The 14,757-nt window shown below is 36.7% G+C and carries 8 protein-coding genes and 1 pseudogene; 2 read left to right on the forward strand and 7 right to left on the reverse strand.

The features are described from left to right. Positions 1 to 112: 112 nt before the first annotated feature. Positions 113 to 1,987, reverse strand: coding sequence for a bifunctional serine/threonine-protein kinase/formylglycine-generating enzyme family protein (locus ACP6PL_RS20760; protein WP_426547176.1), 1,875 nt, complete (start codon positions 1,985 to 1,987; stop codon positions 113 to 115). Between the two features lie 145 nt (positions 1,988 to 2,132). Continuing rightward, the gene (locus ACP6PL_RS20765) at positions 2,133 to 3,467 is read right to left on the reverse strand and encodes an FAD-binding oxidoreductase (RefSeq protein WP_426547177.1); all 1,335 of its coding nucleotides are present in this window, start codon (positions 3,465 to 3,467) and stop codon (positions 2,133 to 2,135) included. Between the two features lie 746 nt (positions 3,468 to 4,213). Here ACP6PL_RS20765 and ACP6PL_RS20770 point away from each other — a divergent pair. Beyond that, positions 4,214 to 5,290 (forward strand): EF-hand domain-containing protein, encoded by a 1,077-nt coding sequence (locus tag ACP6PL_RS20770; RefSeq protein WP_426547178.1) that lies wholly within the window; start codon positions 4,214 to 4,216, stop codon positions 5,288 to 5,290. A 363-nt stretch (positions 5,291 to 5,653) separates the two neighbouring features. Here ACP6PL_RS20770 and ACP6PL_RS20775 read toward each other — a convergent pair. From ACP6PL_RS20775 to ACP6PL_RS20795, 5 genes and pseudogenes are all read right to left on the reverse strand, one after another. Beyond that, positions 5,654 to 5,779: pseudogene (locus ACP6PL_RS20775) on the reverse strand (CHAT domain-containing protein); the annotation flags it as partial. A gap of 129 nt (positions 5,780 to 5,908) precedes the next feature. Further along, positions 5,909 to 8,980: a tetratricopeptide repeat protein gene (locus tag ACP6PL_RS20780; RefSeq protein ID WP_426547179.1), complete on the reverse strand. Its 3,072-nt coding sequence runs from the start codon at positions 8,978 to 8,980 to the stop codon at positions 5,909 to 5,911. A 127-nt stretch (positions 8,981 to 9,107) separates the two neighbouring features. Further along, positions 9,108 to 11,207, reverse strand: a complete 2,100-nt coding sequence (locus tag ACP6PL_RS20785; protein ID WP_426547180.1) for a tetratricopeptide repeat protein — start codon at positions 11,205 to 11,207, stop codon at positions 9,108 to 9,110. 116 nt (positions 11,208 to 11,323) lie between these two features. After that, positions 11,324 to 11,812, reverse strand: a complete 489-nt coding sequence (locus ACP6PL_RS20790; RefSeq protein ID WP_426547181.1) for a hypothetical protein — start codon at positions 11,810 to 11,812, stop codon at positions 11,324 to 11,326. A 479-nt stretch (positions 11,813 to 12,291) separates the two neighbouring features. Further along, positions 12,292 to 12,957, reverse strand: a complete 666-nt coding sequence (locus ACP6PL_RS20795; RefSeq protein ID WP_426547182.1) for a class I SAM-dependent methyltransferase — start codon at positions 12,955 to 12,957, stop codon at positions 12,292 to 12,294. A 505-nt stretch (positions 12,958 to 13,462) separates the two neighbouring features. On the opposite strand from ACP6PL_RS20795, the gene ACP6PL_RS20800 reads away from it, so the two are divergent. Next, positions 13,463 to 14,746, forward strand: coding sequence for a S9 family peptidase (locus ACP6PL_RS20800; protein WP_426547183.1), 1,284 nt, complete (start codon positions 13,463 to 13,465; stop codon positions 14,744 to 14,746). Positions 14,747 to 14,757 lie beyond the last annotated feature (11 nt).

Here is a 14,757-nt window from a genome sequence, read left to right on the forward strand (position 1 = left end):
GGATTTGATATTATATCTGAAAAAAAATTCGACCAGCTTTAGCGCGAGTGGAAAGAGGAAAGAGGAAAGAAGGGTAAAGGGGAAAAGAGCAAAAGAATAAAGGGGAAGAATCCTAGGAACCAAAAGCAGAAACCACCGACACAGACGAGACAATCCGAAAACCCCTATCGTCGTAGAAGTAGACGGCAAGGTAGAGGCTACGCCTGGCGCAACGGCTATGCCTAGAATAGCCGTACCAGCTACCGCCACGGAGCACCTTGAGTCCTCTTCCACTAATTATCTGTTTGAAAAACCCCTTTTCTTGGGTTTCCCAAGCACTACCATCATTAGGCGCTCCATTATAGTTACTATGCCAAGTATCCTGACACCATTCCCAGACATTGCCGTGCATATCGTATAAACCAAAAGCATTGGGTCGGAAAATTCCGACTTCAGTTGTTTCTTGCCGATATCTTCCTTTAGGAGCATTGCCGTAAGGATAGTTGCCGTTGTAGTTAACTAACTCAGACGTTATAGTTTCTCCAAAATAAAAAGGTGTTGTTGTTCCTGCACGACAAGCATATTCCCACTGACTTTCACTTGGCAAGGTGTAAGTTTTCTTAGTTTTCAAAGATAAGTTTTGGCAAAACTCTCTAGCTTTATGCCAGCTCACATTTTCTACTGGGCGGTTTCCTCCTTTAAACCTAGAAGGATTATTTCTCATAATAACTAAATATTGTTCTTGAGTAATAGGATATTTACTCATATAAAAAGGTTGGAGAGTAACTTCATGTTGAGGACTTTCATTTTTATTTCTTCTCTCTTCATTGTCTGGCGAACCCATGAGAAAACTTCCCCCAGGAATATAAACCATTTCTAACTTAATTCCATTACCTAAATCTTCTATTTTTTGCCTAGCACTTCTCTGAGTGCGGTTAATAATATAGCCAGAGTTATCGACAGTCACAACTTCAAAAGTAAATAGCTCTCCTTTTTCTGATTCTGCTTTTGATGGTGGAGATATTTGTGGTGGAGAAGTAAATTGTTTTTGTAGTTGAAATGTAGGTTGAATAATTGGTGGTTGAGATATTTGCATTTTACGAGGAGGCTGAATAAGAGACAAAATTTCCCCTACATTTTTAAACCTTTTCTTAGTCGCTCCGACAATCATTTTATCCAATATTTTTCCAAGTTCATCACTCACACTCGACTGTAAATAATCTCGCCATACCCAATCACTTTCACTCACATCAAATAAATCAAAAGGTTCCACTCCAGTTAATAAATGAATACAAGTCACACCCAAACTATAAATATCGCTAGAAAAACTTGCTTTTCCTACTGCCTGTTCTGGTGCAACATATCCGGCAGAACCTATAACAGTTCCCGTCACAGCTAAAGCAGTCATTGTGGCATATTTTGCAGCCCCAAAATCTACCAATATAATATTTTCTGGCGAGCTAGAAGCTCGCACTGGATATTGATTATTATTCTTTCTCCTAATAATATTCTCTGGTTTAATATCTCGATGAATTACCTGTTGAGAATGAATAAATTCCAACACAGGCAATAAACTTTTTAATAACTCCAAAATTTGACCTTCATCAAAAGCTCCCGACTCTTCTAATTCCTGTTGTAAATTTTGCCCGTCGATAAACTCTTGTACTAAATACTGTCGATTATCCTGAGTAAAATATGCTAAAAGTTCAGGAATTTGTGGATGTCTACCTAAACCATCCAAACGTTCAGCTTCTTGAGCAAATAATTCAGCAGCTTTTGATAAAGTTTGAGTTTCTTGTGCTTGAGAAAAAAATTGTTTAATTACACAAAAAGGCTTAGAAGGTTTGTATTTATCGACTGCTTGAAAAGTTCTGCCGAAACCTCCTTGCCCGATAATTTTTATAGGACAATAACGTTCGGCTAAAACTAATTTTTCACCACAGTTTTGACAGAATATTGTTTCTGGTGGGTTAAGTTTTAAACAGTCAGGATTTAAACATTGGGTCATTTTCAGTTATCAGCTTTTTCAGTTATTAGATCGTAGTAGGGCATCTCAACTAAGACCTAACCCCCCAACCCCCTTCCCTGCAAGGGAAGGGGGGGAATATTCTCCCCTCTCCTTGCAGGAGAGGGGTCGGGGGAGAGATCTTCTTTTAAATTCCACCAACAAAAGAATGAGGATTGAGAATATTTTGAGGGTCAAATTTTTGTTTAATTCCACGCATTAAATCAAGACCGTTTTGATGATAACCCCAAACATCAAGTTTTTCTTTCATCTCTAATGGCGCTGCTAAAACTGTTAGAAACCCACCTACAGATTCACACCACCGCCGTAATTCTAAAATATTTTCAGGACTAACTGAATTAAAGTGTAATTCTCCTAAACCAATACCTGCATGAATTAATCCCAAACCTTTTTCTAGAGCTGGTTGATTGAAAATTTCTACAGCTTTGTTAGGCATTACTCCTATCTTACAAATTACTTCTGTATTTTCCTGAGAATGCCAAATTTTATGTTTTAATTCATTCCATAATTCTGCTTCATAATCCTGGTATCTGGTGGAATTTAAACCTAATTTATCTCCTACTTCTAATAATCTATTAGATTGTTCTTCAACACTGTCTATTATGGTTTGAAATCTTACTATTAATCCTACACCTTTTCCTAAGTCTAATTGTTCAACTAAATTGCTGGAAAGTAAGTCAAAAGCAACAGGTGTTAATGCAGAAGATAATAAAGTTTGAGTTGCTTGGGCAATATTATTTTTTTCTCCTACTAAAACAACAGTTCCCGATGCTTCTTGTATGGGATAAACCCTAAAAGTAACTTGACTAATAATACCTAATGTGCCATAAGCACCTGTAAATAATTTCATTAGGTCGTAACCTGCAACATTTTTAACTACCCGTCCTCCTCCTTTGGCAATTTTTCCATCTGAACGCACGAAACTAATACCCAATAACATATCTCGCACACCCCGGTAGCGTTGACGTAGGGAACCAGTGTCAGCAGTGGCAATTATACCGCCAATAGTTGCAGTTTCTGGATAAGCGGGGTCGATGGCAAGAAATTGACCTGTTTTTGCCAGGGTTGCTTGTAATTCTGCATATTTCATCCCCGCTTCCACGGTAACGGTTAAGTCACCAACAGCGTGTTCGATAAGACGGTTGAGGCGATCGCTACTGACAACTATTATTCCCTGGTGGTGAGTAGTTGGATCTACTTTGACAAACCCTCCCCAATGGAGTTTACTACCACTACCGCAAGGTAATATCACCCAGTTATTTTTGGCGCAGCAAGCAACGACATCAGATAATTGTGTTTGAGTTTCTGGATAAACGATACAATTAATGGTATTATTGGGAGCGATCGCCCGTGATATTTGTTGTTTTTTTGTTGGATCTATATTTTCCCATAAACTGATATTGTCTTTGCCAACAATAGTTTCTAATTCTTGTATGTTAAATGTATTTTCTTGTGAAATCATTGTAATTAAATTAATTGTTTGACTAAAATTGTTTTTTTGACAACTAGGGATTTAAAATAATTCCCATTTATTTTTATAGCACATTTGTTGAGTTTATTTTAATTAAAATTACCAATTTAATCTGAGTCGAAAAATTAGACTACTAAATTATTTTATAAATAACAAAATATTGTAGTTTACTAAAAGCTAATATACTCAATCTATACCAAATATCAAAAATTTTACTACAGATCCTTGCCTGATAGGTTAACTATTAGTAGTTAAGGGGAGACTGTGAGGTATAAAACTAGGAATAATATATCTTTAAAAAGCAAAGGCTATTCTGAAAAAGATTACTGAATAGCACCTTCTGCTTAAAAGATTTTAAGTGTTGAATAAGTATAGCATTATTTTGGGGAATTGGTATTATATTTTGTGGTTTATTTGATTGACATTTTGATGATTTTATGCTATTTATCTCTAAATAATAACTAACCTATAGCAATCCTATAATTAGTTGTGACAATTTCTATAATAGTTAATTTGAACTGAAAACATGGGTGAATTCTGTACCTCGCCAATTCGACGGCTTGCCTACCACCAAAATATTACAACTTAAATAGTTTTTTGTAATACTTTTAGACTTCTATTGCTAACTTCAGTTTACTCCTTTTTAAACTATAGTAGTATATCAAATAGTTTCAGCTCAAGCCTAATACGTTGGGTAGAAAAAAAATTAATCTACTCTTACTGGAGGAAACAAAAATATGCTTACCACACTGCAAAAAAGAAAGTGGACACACTTATTTCAAGTCTATGATGCCGATCGAAATGGTGTAGTAGAAAAAGACGATTTTGAGGAAATATTTCACAATCTTGCTAGAGCGCGTAATTTAACTCAGGAAATGCCACAATACAAACAACTCTATGCAAGCTTTATGGAAGACTGGGAATGTTTACAAAAAGATGCGGATAAAAACAATAATGGTAAAATTGAGCTAACAGAATGGCTCAAATATAGCGATCGTCGGATCAATAGTCCAAATATATACCAAATAGTTGTTGACCTAGCAAATCAGATTTTCGAGTTATTAGATATCGATGGAGATGGGGTTATTGGTTTGGAAGAGTACAAAACTTTTTGTTGGAGTTGGCGACTTCCTGAAGATTTAGCTGTAGAGAATTTTCCCAACTTAGACCTAAATGGTGACGGTAATATAAATAAAAATGAATTCGTGAGATTATTACGGGAATTTTATCGTAGTGATAACCCTGATGCTCCTGGAAACTCACTTTTTGGTTCCTATACTACCACATTGCAAAAAAGAAAGTGGACGCGCTTATTTCAAGTCTATGATGCCGATCGAAATGGTGTAGTAGAAAAAGACGATTTTGAGGAAATATTTCACAATCTTGCTAGAGCGCGTAATTTAACTCAGGAAATGCCACAATACAAACAACTCTATGCAAGCTTTATGGAAGACTGGGAATGTTTACAAAAAGATGCGGATAAAAACAATAATGGTAAAATTGAGCTAACAGAATGGCTCAAATATAGCGATCGTCGGATCAATAGTCCAAATATATACCAAATAGTTGTTGACCTAGCAAATCAGATTTTCGAGTTATTAGATATCGATGGAGATGGGGTTATTGGTTTGGAAGAGTACAAAACTTTTTATTGGAGTTGGCGAATTCCTGAAGAGTTAGCTGTAGAAATTTTTCCCAAGTTAGACCTAAATGGTGATGGCAGTATAACTAAAAAGGAATTCGTGAGATTATTACGGGAATTTCATCATAGTGATGATCCTGATGCTCCTGGAAACTTATTTTTTGGTTACTAAGAACAAGCGCGAAATTAACATCAAATCTCGCCCATTTTTTCTATATATTCTTGATATTCTTGTCATGGAGAGATAGGAAGTGGGCAGATGACAACTCAAAGATAACCAGGACTTACGCAAAACTAGATCATTAATATAATTGGGACAATAGAAAGCAATCTCAAACCCTGACGTTTCCTTAAAATGCGTAAGTCCTGTATAGCATTCTTATCTACAAAATGTTATAACCTTATTACTAATTGTAGCGGCCAGTAATAAGAAAGCCTCGGACTAGCTAATAACGAACTTTTTCAGCCAGGATTATTTGCAACTAGCCAGCAATAACTTTTTCGGCCAGAATTAACTGCAACTAGAACGCAAGGATTAAGGATGCTTATACCCCTCTTTTCCCAACATCTCTAACTGCGTTTGTTGCATTGCTTCAGAACGCCCCTCATTATTCAATACCCGTTGATAATATTTCACCATCAAATCTTTCGTACCTAAATCATCAACTTTCCACTAATTGGCTTAAAACTAGAGAAAGTTTTAGGCTATCTAAAGTCAAAAGGGAGGGGGAGGCAAAACTACTCTGGCAGTTCATCTTAGTTTTGCTTTAGCTACTAAAATCGAAAAACATCACTGCCACTCACCCTGCAATGTAAACGCCCCCCAATAATACGGACTTATTCCCTCCTCCAACATCTCCAACTGCGTCGTCCGCAATGCTTCCACAGGTGACAACCCTTGCTTCAACATCCTTTGATAAAACTGTGACATTAACTCTGCTGTTCCAGAATCATCCACTCGCCACAACGAACCTACTATCCGTTTTGCCCCTGCATACATAAATCCTCTTGTCAACCCTACCAAGCCTTCTCCTTGAATATCCTTGCCTTTGGCTGTCTGACACGCACTCAATACTACTAATTCTGCTGGTAAATTCAGATTAAAAATGTCATTCAGTCGGAGGAAACCATTTTGCCAGTTACCATTTTTATCTACTAACGACATAACAACGCCTGATAATTCTGGTTGCTTACCATTAGCAAAACCGTGGGTAGCAAAATGCACAATCTGATATTTGCTTAATTCCTGGCTGGTTACTATTTCTCGGTTGGCCTGAAAATCAAAAGCTTGAGTCCGTTCTGACTCTGGTACTAAAGCCATAATTGCTTCTGCTTCAGTGCGAGTTGCTGGAAGTCTCTCCCACTTAATACCAACATCTCTGGCTGCTCTATCTAATTGTTGTGCTTCTAGGGGGAAAGCGGCACTCCGAGATGCTACTGTAGATGTTGTAGTTTTTCCTGTTAGTCTAGTATCTTCTCGGCTAAATACTGGATCAGCAATAATAGCAACTTTTTTCGGGGCAAGTTTCCGAGATTTTGTGCCGTTGCGGATGTTGGCAATAGTAGTAGCTGAAGGCAGATGTACTATTTCGTGGTTAACTATTAAAGGTTGATAACCATCACTTTCTCCATCGGTATTTGGTATTGATAAGGCAGAAAAAGGAATTTCTTGTAAGAAGCGATCGCCAACTATTAATAGACGTTTTTTGTTTAATTTATCAGCAACTGGTTTGAGCAGAATTTTTGTTAGCTCATCAGCAGCACTATCAATTTTTCCTATGTCTTTGCGTTCCCATGGACTGGTTGTTCTCACCATCAACTCTGTGGCCACATTTTTGATTTTGACTTGGGAAGGGAGTTGATAACTGTGGATGCTGTCTTTGGTGACTGCCCATAAATAACTGCTTTCTTCACCCAAGGAATATTGTAGAAGTAAGGTGTCGTTATCTAATACTTGTTGTTGAACTTCTTTAAGGGTGAGGGGTTGAGGTTGGGTTAGGGCTGCATAATTTGGACTGGTAGTACGAATTTTGTCACGGAGTTTGTCGTATTCATCTATGAGTTGGTCTCTTGTTTTTTCTATATCAGCTTTTTGTTCGGGGATGTATTTTCCACTGAGGAGTTTGATACGTTGGGTTTCAATGGTATTGAGTTGTTGTTGGAGTTTTCTTTCTGCGGTGGCGAGTTGGGGATCTATTCCTTGGCGGATATCGACACTAGCTTCGTTGAGGAGTTCGATGAGGGTACGGGCGCGACTGCGTTCACTGGCGTGGAAGGCTTTGGAGTCATAGCCTTTGTTGGGGTTTTGTTTGTGGAGTTGCATGAGTAAGTCAATGTAGAATTCATATCTATTCTGGACAGTGGCGAAGTAGGATGCGCGAAGTTCGGGGCTAGCAACTTTGGTACGGAGGTCTTCGATTATTTTAATAGCTGCTTCAATGTCTGTTAGTGCTTCGGTGAGTTTACCTTGGCTACGTTTGAGCGAAGCAATGTTAGAGAGAGTAGTCGCTTCCCCACCCCGATCATCTACTTGTCGTCTGAGAGATAATGCTTGATTGTAGAAAATGAGCGCTTTTTGTTCTTCTCCTAAGCTATCGTAGACAAGAGCAATATTATTGAGAGTAACTGCTTCCCCACGGCGATAGCCTACTTGTCGTTTGAGAGGTAATGCTTGCTCAAAGTAATTGAGAGCTTTTTGTTTTTCTCCTAAGCTACGGTAGACAAGGCCAATATTGTTGAGAGTTATTGCTTCTCCACGGCGATTTCCTACTTGTCGTCTGAGAGGTAAAGCTTGCTGGTAGTAATTAAGAGCTTTTTCTTTTTCTCCTAAGTTATTGTAGACAGTGCCAATATTATTGAGAGTAACTGCTTCCCCACGCCGATCGCCTACTTGTCGTCTGAGAGGCAAAGCTTGATTTAAGTAATTGAGAGCTTTTTGGTTTTCTCCTACACTACCGTAGACATAGCCCATATCATTGAGAGTTATTGCTTCCCCACGGCGATCGCCTACTTGTCGTCTGAGAGGTAAAGCTTGCTGGTAGTAATTGAGAGCTTTTTGTTTTTCTCCTAAACTATCGTAGACACCACCCATATTATTAAGAGTCCCTGCTTCCCCACGGCGATCGCCTACTTGTCGTCTGAGAGGTAAAGCTTGCTGGTAGTAATTGAGAGCTTTTTGTTTTTCTCCTAAATCATGGTAGACATTGCCCATATTATTAAGAATCCCTGCTTCTCCATATCCTACCTGCCGACTGAGAGGTAATGCTTGCTCGAAGTAATTGAGTGCAGTTTGTTTTTCTCCTAAACTATGGTAGACATTGCCAATATTATTGAGAGTGACTGCTTCAGCAGCCTCATAGCCTACTTGCCGAGTGAGAGGTAAAGCTTGCTCAAGGTAATTGAGTGCAGTTTGTTCTTCCCCTAAATCATAGTAGACAAGACCCATATTATATAGTGTATGTGCTTCCCTACTCAGATTACCCGTTTTCCTAAATAGTAATAGTGCCTCTTCCCATTTAGCGATCGCTCCTTTCAGAGATTCTGCTGTATCTTTTTTATACAGTTCATCTCCCTGATTAAATAATCTTTCAGCCTCAGCGCTCTTGTCTGTTTGAGTAATAACTTCTTCAGCACTCTTATCTGCTTGAGTAATAACTTCTTCAGCACTCTTATCTGCTTGAGTAATAACTTCTTCAGCACTCTTATCTGCTTGAGTAATAACTTCCTCTGCACTCTTGTCTGTTTGAGTAATAACTTCTTCACCACTTTGACAACCAGGTAATATTAATATAGCAAAACTGACATTAAATAACATCAGAGTATTAACACTAAAAATAGACAACCATCGCATTGGAAAAACCATATATTAAACTTTTTTTTACAAGTAAATTTTTAGCACAATTATACTTCATTTTTTTGGGAATATACGGAACTATTAGTAAGAAAAAAAATGTTCTACTCTTACCTTAACTTCCTTCCTTGATCTAATTTTATCTTAACTGTTTGAGTTGATTGAGAGCATCTTGATAATACTCTTGATTCCCTTGTTGCTTGTATAAATTCCCAGATTTTTCAAAATCTTTGATAGCTTGCTGTATATTTCCTTGATTTTTCTCAATCAAACCCCTATTGTAGTAAGCAGAGCCATCGTTCTGATCAAGTTGAATTACTTTGGTATAATCAGCTAAAGCTTGCTCATATTTTCGTTGTTTGTGGTAAATACGACCGCGACTAAAATGAGCATTAACATAGTTAGGTTTCAGTTGAATTACTTTATTAAAATCAAATAAAGCTTGTTCATATTTTTCTTGTTTGTAGTAAATACGACCCCGACGATAATAAGCATAAGCATCGTTAGGGTGAATTTCAATAGCTTTATTAAAATCAACTAAAGCTTGTTCATATTTTTCTTGTTTATAGTATACATAACCCCGACGATAATGAACATTAACATAGTTAGGTTTAAGTTGAATTACTTTGTTAAAATCAGCTAATGCTTGTTCATATTTTTCTTGTTTGTAGTAAGTACGACCGCGACTATAATAAGCACTAGCATAGTTAGGTGCTAGTTGAATTGCTTTATTAAAATCAGCTAAAGCTTGTTCATACTTTCGTTGTTTATCGTATATTTTACCTCTATTGATGTGAGCAAAAACGAAGTAAGGATAAATTTGAATCGCCTGGTTAAAATCAGCTAAAGCTTGTTCATATTTTTTCTGCTTATAGTAAACTAAACCTCTGTTATTATAAGCTGCAATAAACTCAGGATTAAGTTGAATTGCTTGAGTGTAATCAGCTAGAGCTTTTTCAGAATCTCCCTGGTGATTGTAAAAAATAGCCCTACTATAATAAGTATCAGCATCATTGGGATTAAGTTCAATAGCCTTGTTATAATCTATAATAGCCTGTTGATAATTCTTCTGTTTCTTATATAAATGCCCCCGTGACAAGTAAAGAGAAGAACTATTAGGATTAAGTTTAATAGCTGTATTATAATCATTTAACGCCTTTTGATATTGTCCAATATGATTGGAAATCTCAGCTCTATTATAGTAAGCATTAGCATAGTTAGGCTCCAGTTTTATAGCCTGATTGTAATTAGCTAATGCCTGTTCATATTCTTTGTGCTTATGATAAAATAAGCCTCTATTATAGTAACTATTAGCCAGGTTAGGATTAACTTTAATAGCTTTATTGAAATCAGCTAGAGCTTGTTCATATTTACCTAAGTCTGAGTAAAGAGCGCCCCTGTTCTTGTAAGAATGAACAAAGTTAGGATTAACTTCAATAGCTTTGTTGTAATTAGTTAAAGCTTGTTCATATTTTTTCTGTTTATAGTAAACTAAACCTCTGTTATTGTAAGGATTATAATCGTCAGGGTTAAGTTCAATAGCTTTATTGAAATCAGCTAGAGCTTGTTCATATTTACCTAAGTCTAAATAGAGATTCCCTCTGCTATTGTAAGGATTAGAATCATTAGGGTTAAGTTTAATAGCTTTATTAAAATCAGTTAAAGCTTGTTCATATTTTTTCTGCTTATAGTAAACTAAACCTCTATTATTGTAAGGATTAGAATCATTAGGGTTAAGTTTAATAGCCTTATTAAAATCAGCCAATGCTTGTTCATACTTTTCTTGTTGATAGTATATATCACCTCTTTTGAGGTGAGCATTAAAATTATTAGGATTAAGTTCGATAGTTTTAGTATAATCAGTTATAGCTTGTTGATACTTACCCTGACAATTGTAGACATTTCCTCTGTTTAAGTAAGCATCAGTATTCTTAGGATTAAGTTCAATAGCTTTATTGAAATCAGCTAGAGCTTGTTCACATTTTCCTTGCTGATGGTAGACAACCCCTCTGTTAAAGTAAGCATCAGCATCATTAGGATTAAGTTCAATAGCTTTATCATAACTATCCATTGTGATAGATGAAACAACCTTTGCTTCAGGGGATGAAGAATTTTTTATTGTTGGTTCTGTGGAATTGCTCAAAGAACAACCCATCAAAGTCAAAAAAAGAGAAATATAAACTAAAAGTGATGGAATTCTTTGTCTATTTTTTTCTATATATGTTTGATTTTTAAACATTTTTACTTATGTCAAATTTTATAATTTTTTAAAACAGCTTGAAGTTAGCAAAACCTTGGGTTTTAAGTCTTATAAGGACAAATAAATAGATAAAAATATATTTAGACACAATTATCTTACTGCCGAATTCCTTTTGGAATCTCGTAGAATAAATTGATAGTGCATATTGAATGATCAGAATAATTATGGAGTGATGAAGTCTGAGTATTCAAATAATTATATTGCGATGCTGATACAGGTAAAGAACAAATATTATTGTTCTTTGTGTCATTGGAATTAAGCTTAATTGCATCGTAAAAATCAGCTAATTGTTGATAGTTTTCTTCTCTATTAGAGAAAATTTCCAAGCTATTGTTAAGAGAAACATTTTGAGAATTAAAATCAAGAGCTTGATTATAATCATCTATTAGACTAGCTACAACAACTTTTGTCCCAAGGGATGGATAATCTTGTTTCTTCCATTCATTGAAATTTGTCAACGAACAACCGATCAAACCAGAAAAAAGATAAGTAGAAACTAGAATTGATGTAATTCTGAGGGACATCAAGATATTGTTTTCTCGGTGTATGTCTTGTTTTGTGGTCTTTATTGGGTTATTGGACATAGTAAAAAAATGTACTTTCAGCTTTATATTTCCCAGCCTAGTTAGGTTATGCAAGTGTTGAGAAGTTATTCAGCAGTTTCGGAGTTAGTGAAGTACACAGTTTTCTTAACTTGAAAAAGGAGATTTTCTCGTTGATTCAGAGTTTTGAAACCAAGAGTAATAAAACGTTCGTTTTCTTTACACGTCTAGTTGCAAATAATTCTGGCTCAAAAAAGTTATTGCTGGCTAGTTGCAAATAATCCACAGCGAGGTTGCAGTTAATTCTGGCTCAAATACCAATCTAGTTGCAATTAATCCTGGCTGAAAAAGTTCATTATTGCTGTTCTGGGGCTTTCTTATTGCTGGCTGCTACGTATAACATACTTTTTTGAAAGTTACAGTAGATGAGGGTATCATCACCCCCTCACCTCTAATTCAAAGTTTTACTTGAGAGTTTCTTGTCTCATAAAGTTATTGATTGCAAGGACTTCGTTCTCAGATTAAACCTGACGATAAGCAATTACAACATAAAAAGGATCGCCTCCTCCCAAACCTAACATCTGCAAAAAACTAGGTAAATCTGACTTTTGAGAAATTACCTCTACCTGACTAAAACCTGGAACACCATTAGCATTTTTTACAGACTCAAAATAACTCTTTACTAACTTGACTCTTCCCTCTTCCGAATTATCTCGCCAAGCAGCGATCGCCTTCTGAGCAAACATCCGATTAGAAAAGCTCATAATCGCTATCCCACCAGGTTTAAGAATACGATGAATTTCATGGAATATAGCATCAGGATATTGCAAATATTGAATCGAAACACAGTTTACTACAGCATCAAAATCTTTGTCTGGGAAAGGTATTTTTAAATCCTGATTCAAATTTTGAACAAAGTAATGATTTAATTGATGATTTTTTGCCAATTCTTCCTCATTCATACCATGTCCTTCAACATGGGCAAATTCTATTTCCTCTGGTAAATGAGAAACCCAACTACTCATCATATCTAAAATTCGAGTATTAGGTTTGAGGCGATCGCGATATAGATTGGTCAACTGATCGATAAACCCTTCATCCACATGGGTGACAAATCTGGGAAAAGAATAAAATAAGCGATCGTCAGAATCATCTAACTTTGTCCGTTGGTTAGCTTGTAGTAACATAAAAAGTCAAGGTAGGTTTACACTACATCTATTGTAGGTAAATATTACAAAATGTAAAGTAAGCTGGAAAGGTAAAATATATTTAATACCACCTATGAAAAAGGATGCGTAAGGGCAAACTACCATTTGCCCCTACAATGTGTTTATACAGAAATAAACTTATATATAGCAGTTCTTTAATCTATGAGGTATGGCTTTAGATCCCCTTAAAAAGGGGGGGGAGTATTCAAAGTTACCCTTTCTAAGGGGGATCGTATTTAGCTCCTCCCCGCCCTCCCTTAAAAAGGGGGGAGTCTTCAAAGTCTCCCTTTCTAAGGGGGATTTAGGGGGATCGTAAATGTATCTCATAATTGTTGCTATAGCATTACTTTTGAGAAACGGTATAACTACAAAAAATCAAACAGCAAACTCAAAAATGACCAAAAAATAAGGTCTGCTGCCCCTTCTAAGGGAAAAAAAAATCACTTTGCTGCTGATAACTGTTAACTGATAACTGATAACTGAAATGACTCAACTCACACCTCTCATTTCCCGCGACATTTTATTTGGCAACCCCGAACGGACTAACCCAAAACTGTCCCCCGATGGTAAATATCTTGCCTACATTGCTCCAGATGAGAAAAACGTTTTGCAAGTATGGGTACGAACTGTAGGTAAAGAAGACGATCGCCAAGTTACTGCCGACAAAAAACGAGGCATTCGGATCTATTTTTGGACTTATAACCAAGAGCAACTGATATACCTCCAAGATGCTGACGGTGATGAAAATTTTCATCTCTATCAAGTAAATATTCAATCAAACATGGTGCGCGACTTAACTCCATTCCAAGGAGTTAAAGCAAATATAGTAGATATAGATCATAATTTCCCTGACCAAATATTGGTGGGATTGAACCTGAAAAACCCCCAAAGCTTCGACGTTTATCGCATCAACCTCAATAATGGTGCAGTAGAATTTGATACCCATAACCCCGGAAATCTTATTGCTTGGACTGCTGATGCTCAATTTCAAGTCCGGGCAGCGATCGCCAGAACTGAGGATGGAGGTTCCGAGATAGTTTATAGGGAAACTACTGAAAAATCTTGGGAAACTATGCGACACTGGGGGCCAGATGAAGAAGGTGGTCCAGTTATGTTCTCAGATGATGGGAAAATTCTCTATATATCAGGTAATCACGATGCTAATGCTCTACGTCTACTTGCTCTCGATCTCGTTGCTCGTCAAGAAAAGGTAGTTGCTGAAGACCCTCAATATGATTTTAGTGGCGCTATCATTCATCCTACTACTCGTAACATTGAAGCAGTAGGTTTCTACAAAGACAAATTAGAATGGCAAATTTTAGACGATAGTATTGTTGCAGATTTTGAATTCCTGAAATCTGCTCACAAAGGCGAGTTTCGGATCGTAGACCGAACTCTTAACGATCTAAACTGGTTAGTATCTTATTTCACTGATGACGGACCAGCTTATTATTATGCCTACGATCGCTCTGCCAAAACTACAACGTTTTTGTTTACGAACCAACCACAACTAGAAGGTTTACAGTTAGCTCCTATGGAACCTGTTTCTTATACTGCTAAGGATGGTTTAACTATTCATGGGTACTTGACTAAACCTGTGGGGGTTTCCAGTCCAACTTCGGCAGTGCTTTTAGTTCATGGAGGACCTTGGGCGCGAGATACTTGGGGTTATAGACCGCAAGCTCAGTGGTTAGCTAACCGGGGTTATGTGGTATTGCAGATTAACAGGACTTACGCAAAGACACTATATATAGCGTATGCCAAATAGAGCGATGTAGC

It is taken from the genome of Dapis purpurea BLCC-M126, assembly GCF_050015975.1.
Lineage (GTDB): Bacteria > Cyanobacteriota > Cyanobacteriia > Cyanobacteriales > Microcoleaceae > Trichodesmium.